The organism is Pseudomonas sp. AF03-9, assembly GCF_020515815.1.
Taxonomy (GTDB): domain Bacteria; phylum Pseudomonadota; class Gammaproteobacteria; order Pseudomonadales; family Pseudomonadaceae; genus Aquipseudomonas.
Genome location: NZ_JAHPJF010000002.1, coordinates 432,030 through 450,899 on the forward strand (window position 1 = coordinate 432,030; position 18,870 = coordinate 450,899).

At 61.9% G+C, this 18,870-nt stretch carries 20 protein-coding genes; 11 read left to right on the forward strand and 9 right to left on the reverse strand.

Annotated elements, in window-relative coordinates:
- Positions 1–40: 40 nt before the first annotated feature.
- Positions 41–847, reverse strand: a complete 807-nt coding sequence (locus tag LIY36_RS05570) for a hypothetical protein (protein WP_192296926.1) — start codon at positions 845–847, stop codon at positions 41–43.
- A gap of 98 nt (positions 848–945) precedes the next feature.
- Positions 946–1,908 (reverse strand): alpha/beta hydrolase, encoded by a 963-nt coding sequence (locus tag LIY36_RS05575; RefSeq protein ID WP_226455047.1) that lies wholly within the window; start codon positions 1,906–1,908, stop codon positions 946–948.
- 143 nt (positions 1,909–2,051) lie between these two features.
- Here LIY36_RS05575 and aroC point away from each other — a divergent pair, with 143 nt between their 5' ends.
- The 4 genes from aroC (at position 2,052) to LIY36_RS05595 (ending at position 5,366) form a co-directional block, all read left to right on the forward strand.
- The gene (gene aroC, locus LIY36_RS05580; protein ID WP_192296924.1) at positions 2,052–3,143 is read left to right on the forward strand and encodes a chorismate synthase; all 1,092 of its coding nucleotides are present in this window, start codon (positions 2,052–2,054) and stop codon (positions 3,141–3,143) included.
- 64 nt (positions 3,144–3,207) lie between these two features.
- A complete protein-coding gene (locus LIY36_RS05585) occupies positions 3,208–4,365 on the forward strand; it encodes an MFS transporter (protein WP_226455048.1) in 1,158 nt (385 codons plus the stop codon).
- Entirely contained in the window at positions 4,362–4,892 is a 531-nt protein-coding gene (locus tag LIY36_RS05590; RefSeq protein WP_226455049.1) for a 1,2-dihydroxy-3-keto-5-methylthiopentene dioxygenase, read from the forward strand. Before LIY36_RS05585 ends, LIY36_RS05590 begins: the two co-directional genes overlap by 4 nt.
- Before the next feature lie 210 nt (positions 4,893–5,102).
- The gene (locus LIY36_RS05595) at positions 5,103–5,366 is read left to right on the forward strand and encodes a response regulator transcription factor (RefSeq protein WP_192296921.1); all 264 of its coding nucleotides are present in this window, start codon (positions 5,103–5,105) and stop codon (positions 5,364–5,366) included.
- 56 nt (positions 5,367–5,422) lie between these two features.
- Here the strand turns inward: LIY36_RS05595 and LIY36_RS05600 are convergent, their stop codons facing one another.
- Together LIY36_RS05600 and LIY36_RS05605 are read right to left on the reverse strand one after the other, a co-directional pair.
- Positions 5,423–5,701, reverse strand: a complete 279-nt coding sequence (locus tag LIY36_RS05600; RefSeq protein ID WP_010208870.1) for a DUF3509 domain-containing protein — start codon at positions 5,699–5,701, stop codon at positions 5,423–5,425.
- Between the two features lie 149 nt (positions 5,702–5,850).
- Positions 5,851–6,057 (reverse strand): hypothetical protein, encoded by a 207-nt coding sequence (locus LIY36_RS05605; RefSeq protein WP_226455050.1) that lies wholly within the window; start codon positions 6,055–6,057, stop codon positions 5,851–5,853.
- Between LIY36_RS05605 and LIY36_RS05610 the strand changes: the two genes are divergently transcribed.
- The 5 genes from LIY36_RS05610 (at position 6,056) to LIY36_RS05630 (ending at position 11,779) form a co-directional block, all read left to right on the forward strand.
- Complete coding sequence (locus LIY36_RS05610; protein WP_226455051.1) at positions 6,056–7,882, forward strand: long-chain-acyl-CoA synthetase; 1,827 nt, start codon at positions 6,056–6,058, stop codon at positions 7,880–7,882. The two genes, LIY36_RS05605 and LIY36_RS05610, sit on opposite strands and share 2 nt — an antisense overlap.
- Before the next feature lie 112 nt (positions 7,883–7,994).
- Positions 7,995–8,501 (forward strand): ankyrin repeat domain-containing protein, encoded by a 507-nt coding sequence (locus LIY36_RS05615; protein WP_226455052.1) that lies wholly within the window; start codon positions 7,995–7,997, stop codon positions 8,499–8,501.
- A 42-nt stretch (positions 8,502–8,543) separates the two neighbouring features.
- Positions 8,544–9,074: a hypothetical protein gene (locus tag LIY36_RS05620; RefSeq protein WP_192296917.1), complete on the forward strand. Its 531-nt coding sequence runs from the start codon at positions 8,544–8,546 to the stop codon at positions 9,072–9,074.
- A gap of 68 nt (positions 9,075–9,142) precedes the next feature.
- On the forward strand, positions 9,143–9,334 hold the full coding sequence (locus tag LIY36_RS05625; protein ID WP_003172956.1) for a PLDc N-terminal domain-containing protein: 192 nt from the start codon (positions 9,143–9,145) through the stop codon (positions 9,332–9,334).
- Between the two features lie 357 nt (positions 9,335–9,691).
- Positions 9,692–11,779, forward strand: a complete 2,088-nt coding sequence (locus LIY36_RS05630; protein ID WP_226455053.1) for an LTA synthase family protein — start codon at positions 9,692–9,694, stop codon at positions 11,777–11,779.
- A 55-nt stretch (positions 11,780–11,834) separates the two neighbouring features.
- Here LIY36_RS05630 and LIY36_RS05635 read toward each other — a convergent pair whose 3' ends face one another.
- Positions 11,835–11,987: a DUF3309 family protein gene (locus tag LIY36_RS05635; protein WP_015885095.1), complete on the reverse strand. Its 153-nt coding sequence runs from the start codon at positions 11,985–11,987 to the stop codon at positions 11,835–11,837.
- Positions 11,988–12,286: 299 nt separating this feature from the next.
- Here LIY36_RS05635 and LIY36_RS05640 point away from each other — a divergent pair, with 299 nt between their 5' ends.
- Positions 12,287–13,102 carry an SDR family oxidoreductase gene (locus tag LIY36_RS05640; protein ID WP_226455054.1) on the forward strand — a complete coding sequence of 272 codons (816 nt, stop codon included), beginning with the start codon at positions 12,287–12,289 and terminating at the stop codon, positions 13,100–13,102.
- 252 nt (positions 13,103–13,354) lie between these two features.
- A complete protein-coding gene (csrA, locus tag LIY36_RS05645; protein ID WP_226455055.1) occupies positions 13,355–13,552 on the forward strand; it encodes a carbon storage regulator CsrA in 198 nt (65 codons plus the stop codon).
- Between the two features lie 5 nt (positions 13,553–13,557).
- Here the strand turns inward: csrA and LIY36_RS05650 are convergent, their stop codons facing one another.
- From LIY36_RS05650 to LIY36_RS05665, 4 genes are all read right to left on the reverse strand, one after another.
- Entirely contained in the window at positions 13,558–13,785 is a 228-nt protein-coding gene (locus tag LIY36_RS05650; protein WP_003192759.1) for a YheU family protein, read from the reverse strand.
- Between the two features lie 59 nt (positions 13,786–13,844).
- The gene (locus LIY36_RS05655; protein ID WP_192296913.1) at positions 13,845–15,029 is read right to left on the reverse strand and encodes an osmoprotectant NAGGN system M42 family peptidase; all 1,185 of its coding nucleotides are present in this window, start codon (positions 15,027–15,029) and stop codon (positions 13,845–13,847) included.
- Positions 15,030–15,177: 148 nt separating this feature from the next.
- Positions 15,178–16,911 (reverse strand): N-acetylglutaminylglutamine synthetase, encoded by a 1,734-nt coding sequence (ngg, locus tag LIY36_RS05660; protein WP_226455056.1) that lies wholly within the window; start codon positions 16,909–16,911, stop codon positions 15,178–15,180.
- Between the two features lie 3 nt (positions 16,912–16,914).
- Entirely contained in the window at positions 16,915–18,687 is a 1,773-nt protein-coding gene (locus LIY36_RS05665; protein ID WP_226455057.1) for an N-acetylglutaminylglutamine amidotransferase, read from the reverse strand.
- Positions 18,688–18,870 lie beyond the last annotated feature (183 nt).

Below are 18,870 nucleotides of genomic sequence, written 5' to 3' on the forward strand. Positions count from 1 at the left end.
CAAGCCCGTTTCCACAGGTTGATTGCATTTCACCCCGCTGTCAGCGGTGCGTGGCAATCCAGATCAGCAGCCCCGCCTGGAACACGGTAAACGCCACCAGGCAGGTAATGGTAAAGCGCAGCCCGCTGTCTTCGCGCTTGAACTTGGTGACCTTTTCCTCTTCCTTGCGCAGCTTGATTTCCTGCTCCGCCAGGTTCTGCTCGGCCTGTTGCAGCATCTGCGCCGCTTCAAGGATCTCGACGAACTGCACCTTCTCGGTGTTCCAGCTCTCCAGCACATCGCCGACCTTGCCCGGCTGCACGTTGCCCTTGAGGTGCTGCACATCGGCGTAGGCCACATCAAAACCGTGGACCCGCAGGAAGTGGTCGCGACGCAGGCGCGTGGCTTCGTTCAGCGCGTCCTTGTTGGACAGGTCAACGCCGTCGATGCGGTAGCTGGCCCATCGTTTCTTCGCCCACGCCGCGCCTTGGGCCACCAGGAAGCGCCCCAGGCCGCGGTTGGGCGGTTCGATTTCGAGGCTGTTGCCCGGGCCGAAGTGCACGCGGTGTTTATCGTGATCAACCCACACATCCAGGTGATTCTGCTCGCGGCGCACCCGTTGCCCCGGCAACTGGATGACCATGCGCAACAGGCTGTGATGCGCGTCATTGCGCTCGGCATAGCCAAATTGCACGAAACGCAGCGGCCGCACGCCGGTGGCACGGTCGGTGGCCAGGGGCGCGAGGCGCAGCATCTTGAAATGCTCGGCCTGAACATCCGCCCACGGCAGGGGCGCCGCGTCGACGGCCTCGGTGTTTTCAGCCTTGGTGTCGGCGGTGGGTTCCGGTGTTGCTTCTGTGGTTGTCATGCGGCGCGATCCTGTCCAAGCCCTGCAAGTCGACAGTCTTTTTGCGGTCGACACCCGCTTATCGGCCGCGTTCTGCAGGACTGGAGGCAAATTGTCGCTTAACGGGGCTGAAGTCCGGCGATAAAGCGCACCACGCGGTTGCCCAGCTCGGCGGCGAGGGGTAATTGCGGGTTGTTGTAGGAGGCCAATTGCCGCTTCACGTCGTTGGGCACGATGCGCATCACGTGGTTCATGCCCTCAATCAGCACGAGCTGCGCGTCGGGCTTGGCCTGCTTCAGTTGCCGGGCATCCGCCACGCCTACCTGGATGTCGTTGGTGCCCTGGATGATCAGCGCCGGCATATCCAGTCTGGCAAAGGCGGCCGATGGGTCGGCGCGGAACAGGCTGATCAGATACGGTTGCACACTCGGTCGGAAAATACCTTGCAGCGGGTCCGGTACGTCCGCATCCACCTGGCCGGCCTTGAGGTGGTCGAGGATTTGATTGCTGCGCAGCAGCAGGGCAGGGGGCAGGTGATCGGCCAACTGTTGGCGGATCACCTGATCGACTGGCCTTGCACTGCCGGACAACGAAATCACTCCCGCCGGTTCCAGCTGCGGCGCGGCGAGGGCCGCGACCAATGCACCTTCGCTATGTCCCAGCACGACCAGCGGGCCCATGCGCGGGTCGGCCTTGAGCAGCTTGCCCCAGGCCACGGCGTCGGCCACGTAGGCGTCGAGGGTCAGGTTGCGTTCGTCGGGGGTGGCGGCCAGGCTGGCGGCGACGCCGCGCTTGTCGTAGCGCACGCTGGCGATGTTATGCCGCGCCAGTACCCAGGCCAGGCGCTTGAGGCTGTCGTTGCGGGCGCCGTCGGCGCTGTTGCCATTGCGGTCGGTGGGGCCGGAACCGGCGATGATCAGCACCACTGGCACCGGTTTGTCGGATTGGGGCAGCAGCAATGAACCAAACAGCTCGCCGCTGCCGGTGTCCAGGCTGATCGGCCGTTGCAGCACCACGGGGGAGGCGGCATGGGCCACGGCGGTAAACAGGGTGAGGGTCAGCAGTAAAACTCGAAGCATCATCGCGCCATCATCGTAGGAGGTGCCGGTTCGACCAATGTCTACCCGGAAGGTTTCGAGGATGAACTAGTCGGTTGGCCCGCGTATACTGGCGCGCTTGGTTATCACCCCTGAGTGATTACAACTGATTTCACGGAGCGCCCTGCATGTCCGGCAATACCTTCGGCAAGCTGTTCACTGTCACCACCGCGGGCGAAAGCCATGGCCCGGCGTTGGTCGCCATTGTCGACGGCTGCCCGCCCGGCCTCGAGCTGTCCCTGGAAGACCTGCAGCGTGACCTCGACCGCCGCAAGCCCGGCACCAGCCGCCACACCACCCAGCGCCAGGAGCCGGACGAAGTCGAGATCCTCTCCGGCGTGTTCGAAGGCCGCACCACCGGGTGCGCCATCGGCCTTTTGATCCGCAACACCGACCAGAAGTCCAAGGACTACTCGGCGATCAAGGACCTGTTCCGCCCGGCCCACGCCGACTACACCTACCACCACAAATACGGCGAGCGCGACTACCGTGGCGGTGGCCGCAGCTCGGCGCGCGAAACCGCGATGCGCGTGGCCGCGGGTGCCATTGCCAAGAAATACCTGGCCACCCAGGGCATCGTGATCCGTGGCTACATGAGCCAGCTGGGCCCGATCGAGATCCCGTTCAAGACCTGGGACAGCGTCGAAGACAACGCCTTCTTCAGCCCCGACCCGGACAAGGTGCCGGAACTGGAAGCCTACATGGACCAGTTGCGCCGCGACCAGGATTCGGTCGGCGCCAAGATCACCGTGGTTGCCGAGGGCGTGAAACCGGGCCTGGGCGAGCCGATCTTCGACCGCCTCGACGCCGAACTGGCCCATGCGCTGATGAGCATCAACGCCGTGAAAGGCGTGGAAATCGGCGCCGGCTTTGCCTGCGTGTCCCAGCGCGGCACCGAGCACCGTGACGAGCTGACCCCGCAAGGTTTCCTCAGCAACAATGCCGGCGGCATCCTCGGTGGCATTTCGTCCGGCCAGCCGATCGTGGCGCACCTGGCGCTGAAGGCCACGTCGAGCATCACCACGCCGGGCCGTTCCATTGACGTGCACGGCAACCCGGTGGACGTGATCACCAAGGGGCGTCATGACCCGTGCGTCGGCATCCGTGCCACGCCGATTGCCGAAGCCATGATGGCCATCGTGCTGATGGACCACCTGCTGCGCAATCGTGGGCAAAACGCCGACGTCCGCGTCGACACCCCGGTGCTGGGCCAACTGTGACAGCCTGTTGTGGCGAGGGAGCTTGCTCTCTGTGGGCTGCGAAGCAGCCCCAACCCCAACAGACATGACGCTCCCCTACTGGCGCCTCTCCAGCTTCTACCTGTTCTATTTCGCCTTGCTGGGGGCGACCGCGCCCTTCCTGGCCCTGTACTTCGACCACCTGGGATTCACCAGCGCGCGCATCGGCGAGCTGGTGGCCATCCCCATGTTGATGCGCTGCGTGGCGCCCAACCTGTGGGGCTGGCTCGGCGACTACACCGGGCGGCGCCTGGCCATCGTGCGGTTCGGCGCGGTGTGCACCCTTATCAGTTTTTCCCTGATCTTCGTCAGCAAGGCCTACGCCTGGCTGGCCCTGGTTATGGCTCTGCACGCCTTCTTCTGGCATGCGGTGCTGCCGCAGTTTGAAGTGATCACCCTGGCCCACCTGCAACAACAGACCGCGCGCTACAGCCAGATCCGCCTGTGGGGTTCCATCGGCTTTATCCTCACCGTGGTCATCATGGGGCGCCTGTTCGACTGGCTGAGCCTGGATATTTACCCGGTGGTGGTCGTGGTGATCATGGCCGGCATCATCGGCGCCAGCCTGTGGGTGCCGAACGCGCAACCCGCCAGCCACGGCAACCGCTTGGCCGGCGATGGTTTCCTCAAGCAATTGCGCAGCCCCGGCGTGCTGGCGTTTTATGCCTGCGTGGCGCTGATGCAAATGAGCCATGGCCCGTACTACACCTTTCTTACGCTGCACCTTGAACATTTGGGCTACGCCCGTGGTGTGATCGGCCTGCTCTGGGCGTTGGGCGTCGTGGCTGAGGTGCTGATGTTCCTGGGCATGAGCCGCATCCTCACGCGCTTTTCCATCCGTCGGGTGCTGCTGGCGAGCTTTTTGTTGGCGGCGCTGCGCTGGTTGCTCCTGGGCACGTTTGCCGAATTTTTCTGGGTGCTGTTGCTGGCGCAGGTGATGCACGCCGCCACCTTCGGCAGCTTTCATGCGGCGGCGATTGCCTTTGTGCAACGCAGCTTCGGCGCCAAACAACAAGGCCAGGGCCAGGCGCTGTACGCCGCACTGGCTGGCACCGGCGGCGCGCTGGGCGCGTTGTACTCCGGCTACAGCTGGAACCTGTTGGGGCCGACCCTGACCTTTAGTATTGCCAGCATCGCGGCGCTGGCCGCCGCCATTATCATTGGCCTTCGATTGCAAGAGCCCAACAAAGGAACCGTGCAATGAGTTATGTCGCCGTCTACCACGTTGCTTCGCCGGATACCCCGAACAAAGTCCTGACCCACCTCGATGACATCGCGGTGACGTTGGCCGAGCATGGCGTGCGTTTCGAGCGTTGGCAGCCGAGCCCTATCGAAAAGGGCGCCAGCGACGCGCAAATGATCGCGGCGTACCAGGCGCAGATCGACGCTTCGGGTTACGCCGGCGCACAAGTGTTCAGTGTCAGCGGCGATCATCCGCAAAAGGCGCAGCTGCGTGCGCAGTTCCTCGATGAGCATCGTTACAGTGAAGACGCCGCGTGTTTTTTCCTCGCCGGCCAAGGCTTGTTTAGCCTGCACATTGGCGACTACGTGTACGCCGTGCGTTGTGAGAAAAACGACCTGCTGGTCGTCCCGGCCGGATTGCCACATTGGTTTGACATGGGGGAGAACCCGCACGTAGTGGCACTGCGTTTGTTCAATGCAACGACTGTCCGGGTCCCCGAGTTCAGCGGCGATGACATTGCCCGACGGTTTCCCGGTTTGGATGACTAAGCACTAATCCTTGAATGTTCAACCCTGGCAAGGTGGAAGTTTCTGTGGGAAGTGCCTTATTTAGTTGTAGGGTTCGGATGTTTATTGTTGACCCTACGCACTAATACTATTCGTTATGTAACGCTCTCCGGCCTCAATGTTTATATCGCCTGTCAATAGGAGCAATCCGAAGGGTGATGGAGCATCAGCTAATAAAAAGGAGAGCACCTCATGAGCGTCCCCGAGGAATCGTTGCCGTATTCCGTGCCCACCGCTGTGAGAAGACGTCTGAACTTGTCCGGCAAGCCCTTGACGCCCACGGAGCGGGTCATCCTGCGATGGGCTTCGGAGGGCAAGACCGTCTGGGAGATCAGCCAGATTCGCAGCACCTCTCAAGCCACGGTCAAGTTCCACCTGCGCAATATCTACGGCAAGCTGGACGTCAACAACCGTGTACAGGCGCTGAATGCAGCGGCACGCCAAGGGCTGTGCTGAACCGAAAAAAAAGGCCGCGACACCTGGGGGCGTCGCGGCCTTTTTGTACCTGTCACTCAGGCTGAGTGATAAGTCGGCAAGGCAAAGCGGTTCTGGCTTTGCAGCATGGAAATCTGCGGCAGATCGCTGGCTTGCTCGGCCAGGTCGCGGCGAATCGCGCTGATCACCCACGTCAGTTGGTCGGCGGTGTGCAATTGCTGGTAAGAGATCGAGCGCTTGACCTGCTTGCCTTCGCTGTTGCGCAGGGTCAACAGGATGCCGCCGTCGGGACGTGGCTGAGTGGTGACGTCGTAGTTGGAGAATACTGAAGCGAATTTATCTTGGATCAGGCTCATGTCTATCAGCTCCGTTGGCTCAAGTTGGCAAGCATGGAGTGATAGGTGCAGTGATTGTGCCATCTAGTGATATTGAAAAATATCGTTATAAATCAACAAGATATAAAAAATTGAAATTTTCGTTTTCGTGCAATTTGCATGAATGGCCATCATGCATCCTGCATTTTGCGCTGCTCAGGGCGGTGGTTTGGCGTGCCGATATGTTTAAAGACTGCCTGCGCGTCGCTAAATTCCTTTTTTCCATGGCCTGCCCGATGGGATACAAAACTTTTCAAATCCCGCGTGTACAGCGCCAGAACGGCTGACGTATTTTCCTGCAACGCATACGAACAATAAGAAAAAGGACGTTCCTCCATGAGCCACCCGCAAAACGACATGATCAGTTGGGGCATGCTGCTGCGTAAGGTGCCCGCCATTGTTCGCGCCTTGCCGCGGGTCCTGCGTGGCATGCGTGCCGCCAACGTCACCGACCCGGCGCAGCCCTGCGGCCTGGGCTGGCACTTCGAGCAGGCCACCTTGCGCAATCCGGACGGCATCGCGTTGTTGTACGGCGATCAGGTGCTCAGCTACCGCGAAACCAACCGCCGCGCCAACCGTATCGCTCATTACCTGCAGGCCCAAGGCATCCGCAAGGGTGACGTGGTGGCGCTGTTTATCGAAAACCGTCCCGAATTGCTGCTGAACGTGCTGGCCGTGGCCAAGATCGGCGGCGTCTGCGCGATGCTGAATACCGCGCAGACCCAGGCCGCGCTGGTGCACAGCCTGAACCTGGTGAGGCCGGTGGCGATTGTGGTGGGGGCGGAATTGGTTGGGCCCTATGACGCGGTACGTGAACACGTGGCGATCCCGTCCGAGCGCACCTGGTTTGTCGCCGATCAGGCCTCGAGTGCGCTGCCTGCGGGTTATGTCGACCTGCTGGCCGCCAGCGCCGAGAGCCCGGAGGGCAACCCGGCCAGCACCGCGCAGATCTTTTTCAATGACCCCTGCTTCTATATCTACACCTCCGGCACCACGGGCCTGCCCAAGGCCGGCATCATGAAGCACGGGCGCTGGACCAAGACCGCCGTCAGTTTCGGCAGCATTGCCCTGGACATGGGCCCGGACGACGTCCTCTATTGCACCTTGCCGCTGTATCACGCCACCGGCCTGTGTGTGTGCTGGGGCTCGGCGATTGTCGGCGCGTCGGGTTTCGCCATCCGGCGCAAATTCAGCGCCAGCCAGTTCTGGGACGATGTGCGCAAGTTCAACGCGACCACCTTGGGGTATGTCGGCGAGTTGTGCCGCTACCTGCTCGACCAGCCTGCCAGCGCAAACGACCGTGACAACCGCGTGACCAAGATGGTCGGCAACGGCCTGCGTCCCGGCGTGTGGGCGCAGTTCAAGCAGCGCTATGGCGTCGAGCATATCTGCGAGTTGTATGCCGCCAGCGACGGTAACATCGGCTTCACCAACGTACTGAATTTCGACAACACCATCGGCTTTTGCCTGCAACACTGGGCGCTGGTGGACTACGCCCACGACAGCGGTGAGCCGTTGCGTGGCAGCGATGGCTTTATGCGCAAGGTGCAGACGGGCGGGCAGGGCCTGTTGCTGGCGCGCATCGATGAAAAATCCCCGTTCGATGGCTACACCGACCCGGAAAAGAACCGCAAGGTAATCCTCACCGACGTGTTCGAGAAGGGTGACCGTTACTTCAACACCGGCGATTTGCTGCGCAGCATCGGCTTTGGCCATGCGCAGTTTGTCGATCGCCTGGGGGACACCTATCGCTGGAAGGGCGAGAACGTCTCCACCACCGAGGTCGAGAACATCCTGCTGCAACACCCGCAGATCGCCGAGGTGGTGGCCTACGGGGTGGAGATCGAAAACACCAATGGCCGCGCAGGCATGGTTGCGATTACCCCAAGCGAGTCGCTGGCTTCGCTGGACATGCGCGAGTTGCTGCAATTTGCCCACGGCCAGTTGCCGCACTATGCGGTGCCGCTGTTCCTGCGGATCAAGGTGAAGATGGAGACCACCGGGACCTTCAAGTACCAGAAGGTCAAGCTCAAGGAGGAGGCGTTCGACCCGGACAAAGCCGGAAACGACCCGGTCTACGCCTGGTTGCCGGGCTCCGACTGCTATGTGCCGGTGACCGGGCAGTTGTTGGCGCAGATCCAGGGCGGCCACTTCCGTTATTAAAAGCCGCGTTATTGATTCTGCCTATGGCGGCTTTTGGCAAAAAAACCATGACAGTGAGGAACTCCGTAGCGACACTGGCGCCCTATACAGCATCAGACAAGGAGCCCCTCACATGTCCAAACAAATGACCGAAACCGAAGCCGCCGAATTTGCCGAACAGGTCTTTGATGTCGCGCGCCGGGGCGACGCCGCGATGCTCGCCGCGCTGCTGGCCAAGGGCTTGCCGGCCAACCTGCGCAACCACAATGGTGACACCTTGTTGATGCTCGCGGCGTACCACGGCCATGCCGAAGCGGTAAAAGTGCTGCTGGAATTCAAGGCCGACCCGCAGATCCCCAACGACAAGAACCAGCTGCCGATTGCCGGCGCCGCGTTCAAGGGCAACCTGGACGTGGTCAAGGCGCTGATCGAAGGCGGCGCGCCGGTGGATGCGGCGTCTTCCGATGGGCGTACCGCGTTGATGCTGGCGGCGATGTTCAACCGCGTCGAAATGCTCGACTACCTGCTCGGCCAGGGCGCCAACCCCCAGGCCACTGACGCCCAGGGCGCCACCGCACTGGCGGCGGCACACACCATGGGCGCGGTGGATACGGCGGCGCGCTTGCAGAAACTGGTGTAGGCTACGCGCCCTCGAAAACCCGCCCGCCACAGGACCATCGTCATGAAAACCGCCCTCGTCGAACTCATCAGCAAAATCAGCGCCGGCGTCATGGGCGAGGACGAGGTGGCGCGCATCGCCGACGAAGCGGCCCAGGCCTACGCGGACCCGGCGGCGTTTCTGGCGGCCAACCCGGACATCAACTACGACGACAGCTTCCCGATCCCACTGGGTGAATGGGTTGTGGTCGGCAGCCTGCCGGACACCGTGCTGTTCCAGGCCGACACCTATGGCGACCTGTTCGCGCAGATCGTCGCCTCCTTCGGCCCGGGCGTGGCGTTCAACCTCAAGCCCAAGCAACTGGCCAAGACTGAAGCCCTGACCGCACTGAACCGCATCCAGATCCAGATGAGCGCCCTGAGCCCACAAGACGGTGGCTACGTGCTGCTCAACTTCAGCGAATTGCTGGATGACGAGATCCAGGCGGTGCTGGTGTACGGCAACGACCTGCCGCGCGTGCTGGAACTGTGTGCCGAAGTCGGCATCAAGGCCGAGCCTTCGCTGGAAGCTCTACGAATCGCCCTACACGTCTGAAATAAAACGGAACCCCCGTCAGGGCTGACTATCCTACAAGTGCATGCCCTCACTTTAGGAGCGACACCATGGGTTCCACTTTTAATGGCTTGATCGGGCTGATCATCCTTGCGCTGGACATCTGGGCGATCATCAACGTGTTCAAAAGCGGCGCGAGCACCGGTGCCAAAGTGCTGTGGATTCTGTTGATCCTGTTGTTGCCGGTACTGGGCTTGATCATCTGGGCCATCGCCGGGCCACGGGGCAACGTGCGCATCTGATCACTCAAAGGATCTAGAGCAAGCGCCGTCGATGTGGGGGCGGGCTTGCTCGCGAATGGGGTGTGCCAGTCAAAGCATCTGTGACTGACACGCCGTATCCGCGAGCAAGCCCGTTCCCACAATGGTTTCAGTACAGTCATGAGATTTGTGTATCGAAATATTCGCTACACACAATTTTCACATTCCATCCAAGACAATTCGCCAGATTTCCTTCCCGCCGGGGCTCTATCTCAAGTGCCGTCACGGTGGGGCAGGTGCGCGCGCTCAGTAATTAATAGCCTTGCTGCTGTTGATCGGGCACCATTCGCGCCACTGCATTATCCAGCCACTTAAACTTCCAATGGGTCCTAAAACGACATGGCAAACCCGGACGCCCTGAATCAGCAGCGAGCTTCAACTCGCCTGCTGCAACCGACCGTCAAATCCCATCTGGCGTACACGCTGCTCTGCGCACTGGTCATGATGGTGATGTTCTCGCTGCTGCGCCTGGCGCTGCTGGTGTACAACCGCGAGATGATCCTCGACACACCGGCCTCGACCTTCCTCGAAGCGTTCGGCAATGGCCTGCGCCTGGACATCCGCCTGGTGGTCTACCTGATCATCCCGCTGCTGCTGGCATTGTTCAGCGTACGGGCCATGGCCGCGCGCGGGTTCTTCCGGTTCTGGCTGACGGTGGCGTCGAGCATCGCGCTGTTCCTCGGCCTGATGGAAATGGACTTCTACCGCGAGTTCCACCAGCGCCTCAACGGCCTGGTCTTCCAGTACGTGAAGGAAGACCCGAAAACCGTGATGAGCATGCTCTGGTACGGTTTCCCGGTGGTGCGCTACCTGTTGGCCTGGGCCGTGGGCACGCTGATCCTGAGCATCGCCTTCAAAGGCGCCGACCGTGCGACACGCCCACGCGGCCCATTCAGCGGCGGCAGCATCGGCACCCGCCAGGTGGCACCGTGGTACAGCCGCATCGCGGTGTTCGTGGTTTGCCTGTTGATCGCCGTGGCCGCCGCCCGCGGCACCCTGCGCCAGGGCCCGCCGCTGCGTTGGGGTGACGTGTACACCACCGACTCCAACTTCGCCAACCAACTGGGCCTCAACGGCACGTTGTCGCTGATCGCGGCGGCCAAGTCGCGCTTCTCCGAAGATCGTTCGAACGTCTGGAAGGCCACCCTGGACCAGCCGCTGGCGACTCAGACCGTGCGCGACATGCTGGTACTGCCGCAGGAAAAACTGGTGGATCCTGACACCGCTGCCGTGCGCCGCGACTACACGCCACCGGCCGAGAAGACACTGCCGATCAAGAACGTGGTCGTGATCCTGATGGAAAGCTTCGCCGGTCACTCGGTGGGCGCCCTGGGCCGTCCGGGCAACATCACGCCGTACTTCGACAAACTGTCCAAGGAAGGCCTGCTGTTCGACCGTTTCTTCTCCAACGGCACCCACACCCACCAGGGTATGTTTGCCACCATGGCCTGCTTCCCGAACCTGCCGGGCTTCGAATACCTGATGCAGACCCCGGAAGGCAGCCACAAGCTGTCGGGCCTGCCGCAGCTGCTCAGCGCGCGCAAGTTTGACGACGTGTATGTCTACAACGGCGATTTCGCCTGGGACAACCAGTCGGGTTTCTTCAGCAACCAGGGCATGACCAACTTCATCGGCCGTAACGACTTCGTCGACCCGGTGTTCTCCGACCCGACGTGGGGTGTGTCCGACCAGGACATGTTCAACCGTGGCCTGGAAGAGTTGAAAGCCCGTGAAGGCGGCAAGCCGTTCTATGCCCTGCTGCAAACCCTGTCCAACCACACGCCGTACGCATTGCCGACCCCATTGCCGGTCGAGAAGGTCACCGACCGTGGCAGCCTCAACGAGCATTTGACGGCCATGCGCTACTCCGACTGGGCCCTGGGCCAGTTCTTCGAGAAGGCCCGCAAAGAGCCGTACTTCAAGGAAACCCTGTTCGTCATCGTGGGCGACCACGGCTTCGGCAACGAACAGCAGATCACCGAGATGGACCTGGGCCGCTTCAACGTGCCGATGCTGATGATCGCACCGGGCGTGCAGGAAAAGTTCGGCGAGCGTGACCACACCGTGGGCACCCAGATCGACATCGTGCCGACCATCATGGGCCGCCTGGGTGGCGACACCCTGCACCAGTGCTGGGGCCGTGACCTGCTGAACCTGCCGGAAGGCGACAAGGGCTTCGGCGTGATCAAGCCTTCGGGCAGCGATCAGACCGTGGCCCTGGTCACCGCAGACCGCATCCTGGTACTGCCCAAGGAAATGCCACCGAAGCTGTGGGAATACGAACTGGGCGCCGAGCCGACTGGTAAAGTGATTCCCGATTCGCCGGACGAGGCCGCACTCAAGCAGAAACTTGAGTCGTTCCTGCAGACCGCCACCAAGAGCCTGTTGGATAACACCGCTGGCGTCGTGGATGGCAAACCGGACTAACTAATCGGCAATAAAAAAGAGGCCCTCTAGAGGGCCTCTTTTTTTTGCCTGGTGTTTATATCCGGCCGAGTAACAACAGCACCAGCAACACTACCAGGACGACGCCGAGGATACCCGAGGGGCCATAACCCCAATTGCGGGAGTGCGGGAATACCGGCAGGCCGCCGACCAGCAGGAGGATCAGGATGATGATCAGAATAAGGCTCATGGGTTACTTCCTTCTGGTTATTGAGCGATAGGCTTGCACGTTTAATTGCAGGCGCCTTAACAACTCCGACTGTGTTGTTGTGCGGAAAATTCCAAGTTTTTTTAAAGCTTTTTGCAAACTTGCTTATTTCTTTTAAAGCATCGACTTAGTTGAAAAAGATTGAACTTACCCCTGCGTCAATGCTCCGACCCGGCCGTGGGTTTGCCTGGGGCATTCATCAATCTGATGGTGCGTGGGTGCAGGAATAACCTTCGCTACACTGCCGATCACTTCTTCCGTGAACCACAAGGCTACTTCCTATGCAAAATCGCATGATGATCACTGGCGCCGGGTCCGGCTTGGGTCGTGAAATCGCTCTGCGCTGGGCTCGCGAGGGCTGGCAGCTGGCCTTGTCGGATGTCAGCGAACCGGGCTTGCAGGAAACCCTCAAGCTGGTGCGCGAGGCGGGTGGCGACGGCTTCGTGCAACGCTGCGACGTGCGCGACTACAGCCAGCTCACCGCGTTTGCCCAGGCTTGCGAAGTCAAGCTCGGCGGCATCGATGTGATCGTCAACAATGCCGGTGTGGCCTCGGGCGGGTTCTTCGCCGAACTGTCCCTGGAGGACTGGGACTGGCAGATCGCAATCAACCTGATGGGCGTGGTCAAGGGCTGCAAGGCGTTCCTGCCGCTGCTGGAAAAGAGCCAGGGCCGCATCATCAATATCGCTTCGATGGCCGCGCTGATGCAGGGCCCGGCCATGAGCAACTACAACGTGGCCAAGGCCGGTGTGGTGGCGTTGTCGGAAAGCCTGCTGGTGGAGCTCAAGCAACAGAACGTCGGGGTGCATGTGGTGTGCCCGTCGTTCTTCCAGACCAACCTGTTGGACTCGTTCCGTGGCCCGACCCCGGCGATGAAGGCCCAGGTAGGCAAACTGCTCGAAAGCTCGCCGATTTCGGCGGCGGACATTGCCGATTACATCTACCAGCGTGTGGCTGAAGGCGAATTCATGATCTTGCCCCACGAACAGGGGCGGATGGCCTGGGCGTTGAAGCAGAAGAACCCGCAGTTGCTGTATGACGAAATGACCACCATGGCCGACAAGATGCGCGCCAAGGCGCAAGCCACCAAAGCTTGAGCGTAGCCCTGGTGTAAATGTGGAACGGGCTTGTGTGGGAGCGGGCTTGCTCGCGAAAGTGGAGTGTCAGTCACTGAATGTGTAGCCGATATACCGCATTCGTGAGCAAGCCCGTTCCCACATTTTTAGCCGTAGTCTGTCAGGTAAATTACCTGTTGGTGTAGGCCTCGCCTGATTTTGCCGCGAGCCATTGCTGCACTCCCTTGCAAGCGCGCATGGTCAAGGTCCTGTCACTCTCAAAGGACAACCGCCATGCTGGTACTAAGCCGCGCTGTAGGCGAAATCATCTCCATCGGCGATGACATCGCCTTGCACATCGTCGAGTTGAATGGCTCACAGGTGAAATTCGGCGTCCAGGCGCCGGTGGGGGTCAATGTGCATCGTGCCGAGGTGTATCAGAAAATCCTCGAACGCCAAGCCACAGAAACCCCCGCCGTTACCAACCCATAACCTTCTCAGTCGAACAGATGCTTGGGCACGTCGTGCTTGAGCATCAACTGACATTGCTCGCTTTCCGGGTCGAACACGATCAGCGCCTGGCCTTTGGTCAGCGCTTGGCGCACGCGTAATACGCGGGTTTCCAGGGGCGTGTCGTCGCCATTGTCGGTGCCGTCACGGGTGACGAAATCTTCGATGAGGCGGGTCAGGGTGTCGACTTCAAGTGCGTCGTAGGGAATCAGCATACAAGCCTCGGCTGGAGAATCCCGGCGATGCTACTGCGCCGGGACCCAGGTTGCCAGTCTCAGGATTTCTGACCGACCAGGCTGTCCACCGACGGTACCCGCGTGTCGCTCTCCATTTGCGTTTCATGTTCCAGCTGGTGACTGAACCGATCCAGTGAACCCTGGGCCGGTTGCGCGTCGCTGGCGAACACCGGCGGGCTGAGGATGTATGCGCCCAGCAGGCGACTCAACGCCGCCAGGCTGTCGATATGGGTGCGTTCGTAGCCGTGGGTCGCATCGCAACCAAACGCCAACAGGGCGGTGCGGATGTCGTGGCCGGCGGTCACGGCCGAGTGCGCATCACTGAAGTAGTAGCGGAACAGGTCGCGGCGTACCGGCAGATCGTTGTCCGCCGCCAGCCGCAGCAGGTGCCGCGACAGGTGATAGTCGTACGGGCCGCCGGAATCCTGCATCGCCACGCTGACCGCATGCTCGCTGGAATGCTGGCCGGGGGCGACGGGGGCAATGTCGATGCCGACAAACTCGCTGACATCCCAGGGCAGGGCGGCGGCCGCACCGCTGCCGGTCTCTTCGGTGATGGTGAACAGCGGGTGGCAGTCGATCAGCAACGGCTCGCCACTGTCGACAATGGCCTTGAGTGCGGCGAGCAGGGCGGCCACGCCGGCTTTGTCGTCGAGGTGGCGGGCGCTGATATGCCCGCTCTCGGTGAATTCGGGCAGCGGGTCGAAGGCCACGTAGTCGCCGACGCTGATGCCCAGGGAATCACAATCGGCACGGGTGGCGCAGTAGGCGTCGAGGCGCAACTCCACGTGGTCCCAGCTCACCGGCATTTCATCTACGGCGGTGTTGAACGCATGCCCGGAGGCCATCAACGGCAACACGCTGCCACGGATCACGCCGTTGTCGGTGAACAGGCTCACACGGCTGCCTTCGGCAAAGCGGCTCGACCAGCAGCCTACTGGCGCGAGGGTCAGGCGCCCGTTGTCCTTGATCGCCCGCACGGCGGCGCCGATGGTGTCCAAATGCGCGGACACCGCGCGGTCGGGGCTGTTTTTCTGGCCCTTGAGGGTGGCGCGGATCGTGCCGCGCCGGGTCATTTCGAACGGGATACCCAACTCTTCCAGGCGCTCGGCGACGTAGCGCACGATGGTGTCGGTGAACCCGGTGGGGCTGGGGATGGCGAGCATTTCCAGCAGGACTTTTTGCAGGTAGTTCAGGTCCGGCTCGGGGATGGTTCGGCTCATAAAGACTCCTCTGTGCTTATGGTCAGGTGGTGCTTGTGCCAGTGCCTTCGCGAGCACGCCCGCGCCCACAGGGGAATGCGGTCTAAATGTGGGAGCGGGCTTGCTCGCGAAGGCGCCAGGTCAGGCAATGCACCTCTCAAGCCATCAGCTAACTGTGCGGAAACAACAAATCCACAAACCGCTCAGCCGTCGGTTGCGGTTCATGATTGGCCAGCCCGGCCCGCTCATTGGCTTCGATAAACACGTACTCGGGCTGGTCGGCGGCGGACACCATCAGGTCCAGGCCCACCATGGGGATGTCGAGGGCGCGGGCGGCACGCACGGCGGCGTCCACCAGCGTGGGGTGCAGGATTGCAGTGACGTCCTCCAGGCAACCGCCGGTGTGCAGATTGGCGGTGCGGCGCACGGCCAGGGTCTGGCCGCGTGGCAGGATGCTGTTGTAGTCGTAGCCGGCGGCGTGCAGGGTGCGTTCGGTTTCGGCGTCCATGGGGATTTTGCTTTCGCCGTCCGTGGCGGCCTGGCGGCGACGGCTTTGCGCTTCGATCAACGCACCGATGCTGTGATGCCCATCGCCGGTCACTTCAGCCGGGCGACGGATCGCGGCGGCGACCACTTCAAAGCCGATCACCAGGATGCGCAGGTCCAAGCCCTCGTGAAAGCTTTCCAGCAGCACGCGGCTGTCGAACCGCTGCGCCGCTTCGATCGCCTGCTGCACTTGCTCGATGGTCTGTAAATCCACCGCCACGCCTTGGCCCTGCTCGCCATCCAGCGGCTTGACCACGACGCGCAGATGTTCGTCGAGGAATTCCAGGTTGTCATCGGCGCTGCCCGCCAATTGTTGCGATGGCAGTTGCAGGCCGGCGGCCTTGAGCACCTTGTGGGTCAGGCTCTTGTCCTGGCACAGGGTCATGCTGATGGCGCTGGTCAAGTCGCTCAACGACTCGCGGCAACGTACGCGGCGACCGCCGTGGCTCAAGGTGAACAAGCCTGCATCGGCGTCATCCACCTGCACGTCGATGCCGCGTCGATGCGCCTCTTCGACAATGATCCGCGCATACGGATTGAACCCGGCCTGCGGACCAGGGCCGAGGAACAGCGGCTGGTTGATGCCGTTCTTGCGCTTGATCGCAAAGGTGGTCAGCGCGCGAAAGCCCAGTTTGGCGTAGAGGTTCTTGGCCTGGCGGTTGTCGTGCAGTACCGACAGGTCCAGGTAGCTCAGGCCACGGCTCATGAAATGCTCGACCAAGTGACGCACCAGCACTTCGCCGACGCCGGGGCGCGTGCAACGCGGGTCGACTGCCAGGCACCACAGGCTGGAGCCGTTCTCCGGGTCGTGAAACGCCTTCTGGTGATTGAGGCCCATCACGCTGCCGATCACCGCGCCGCTGTCTTCATCCTCAGCCAGCCAATACACCGGGCCACCTTGATGGCGCGGCGTCAGGCGGTTGGGGTCGATGGGCAACATGCCGCGCCCTTGGTATAACTGGTTGACCGCCTCCCAATCGGTGTCGCTCTGCACACGGCGGATGCGAAAGCCGCGAAACACACGGGTCGCCGGGCGATAGTCGGTGAACCACAGGCGCAGGGTGTCAGAAGGGTCGAGGAACAGCTGCTGCGGATCGATGCCGAGGATCTGCTGGGGCGCGGCCACGTACAGGGCGATGTCCCGTTCGCCGGCCTGCTCATTGAGCAACTCCAGGGCCAGGCTCGATGGGTCGGCGAAGGTGTGCCCGATCAACAGGCGCCCCCAGCCGCAATGCACGGCGATGGGGTCAGGGCTCTGCGGGCTGCCATCTTCGGCCAGTCGGGCTTGCAGGCGCTCGTAGGATGGCGCCTGGCCCCTCAGTAGGCGTTGGTTGTAAGCCGCTGCATGAGGTTTCATCAATCAGATTCCTTGTTCGCTGAGCCACAGGTTCAGCGCCGCCAGTTGCCACAGCTTGGAGCCGCGCAACGGGGTCAGTTGGCCCTGCGGGTCGGTGAGCAGGCGGTCGAGCATGGCCGGGTTGAACAGGCCACGATCCTGGCTGGGGTCCAGCAGCAGGTCGCGTACCCAGTTCAGGGTGTCGCCTTGCAAATGCTTGAGGCCAGGGACGGGGAAGTAGCCTTTCTTGCGGTCGATGACCTCACTTGGAATCACTCGGCGCGCGGCTTCCTTCAGCACTTGCTTGCCGCCGTCGGGCAGCTTGAACTTGCCCGGCACACGGGCCGACAGCTCCACCAGGCGGTAGTCGAGGAACGGTGTACGGGCTTCCAGGCCCCAGGCCATGGTCATGTTGTCGACGCGTTTGACCGGGTCGTCCACCAGCATCACCGTGCTGTCCAGGCGCAAGGCCTTGTCCACGGCGGCAGTCGCGCCGGGCATGGCGAAATGCTCGCGCACGAAGTCGCCGGCGGCGTCATTGGTGGTCAGCCATTGCGGTGCGACGGTGGCCGCATAGTCGTCGTAGCTGCGGTCGAAAAACGCCTCCCGATAAGCCGCGTAGGGGTCACTGGCGCCGTCCACCTGCGGATACCAGTGGTAACCGGCGAACAACTCGTCGGCGCCCTGGCCGCTTTGCACCACCTTGCAGTGCTTGGCCACTTCCCGCGACAGCAGGTAGAAGGCGATGCAGTCGTGGCTGACCATCGGCTCGCTCATGGCGCGGAACGCCGCCGGCAGTTGCTCGATGATCTCGCTTTCGGCGATGCGCAGTTGGTGGTGACGGGTGCCGTAGTGCTTGGCGATCAGGTCCGAATACTGGAATTCGTTGCCAGCCTCGCCGCCGGCGTCTTCAAAACCGATGGAGAAGGTCGACAAGTCCTTTACCCCGGCTTCACGCAACAGGCCGACGAGCATGCTCGAGTCGACGCCACCGGAGAGCAGCACACCCACATCCACGGCGGCACGTTGGCGAATGGCCACGGCTTCGCGGGTGCTGTCGAGGACGCGGTCGGTCCAGTCTTCCAGCGTCAGGTTTTTTTCATCTTCATGTGGGCCGTAGGGCAGGGTCCACCAGGTTTTCTGCTCGGTCTTGCCGCTGGCGTCGATGCGCATCCAGCTTGCCGGTGGCAGTTTTTCAATGCCCGCCAGCAAGGTGCGCGGCGCCGGGACCACGGCGTGGAAGTTCAGGTAGTGGTTGAGCGCCACCGGATCGAGGATCGGGTTGATGTCGCCACCTTTCAGCAGTGCTGGTAGCGCCGAGGCAAAGCGCAGGCGCTGGCTGGTGCGCGACAGGTACAGCGGCTTCACGCCGAGACGGTCGCGGGCGATAAACAGGCGCTGGGTGTCACGCTCCCAGATGGCGAAGGCAAACATACCGTTGAGCTTGGGCAGCAGCGCTTCGCCCCAGGCGTGATAGCCCTTGAGCAGCACTTCGGTGTCGCCACCGGAATAGAAGGCGTAGCCCAGGGCTGCCAGCTCTTCTCTGAGTTCCGGGAAGTTGTAGATCGCGCCGTTGAAGGCCAGGGACAGGCCCAAGTGGGCGTCGACCATCGGTTGGGCCGAGCCGTCCGACAGGTCCATGATTTTCAGGCGTCGATGGCCCAGGGCAATCGGCCCCTGAGCGTGGAAGCCCCAGGCGTCGGGGCCACGGGGGGCCAGGTGATGGGTGATGCGTTCTATCGCTGCCAGGTCGGCAGGTTGTTGATCAAAACGTAGCTCGCCAGCTAATCCGCACATAAATTCCTTACCGGTTTTTCCGTTGGGGAGGGGGAAACACTCAATACGCCCGGAGGGCGCGTACCCAGAAACTGACACGGGGCTATGGTGGGAGTTTTAGATCAATAAGTTATAAGTCTGCTGGCCTGGTCCGCGCTTGTATGCCCCTCGGCGCTGCGCGGCCCGTAAGGCAGGGGTGTTACA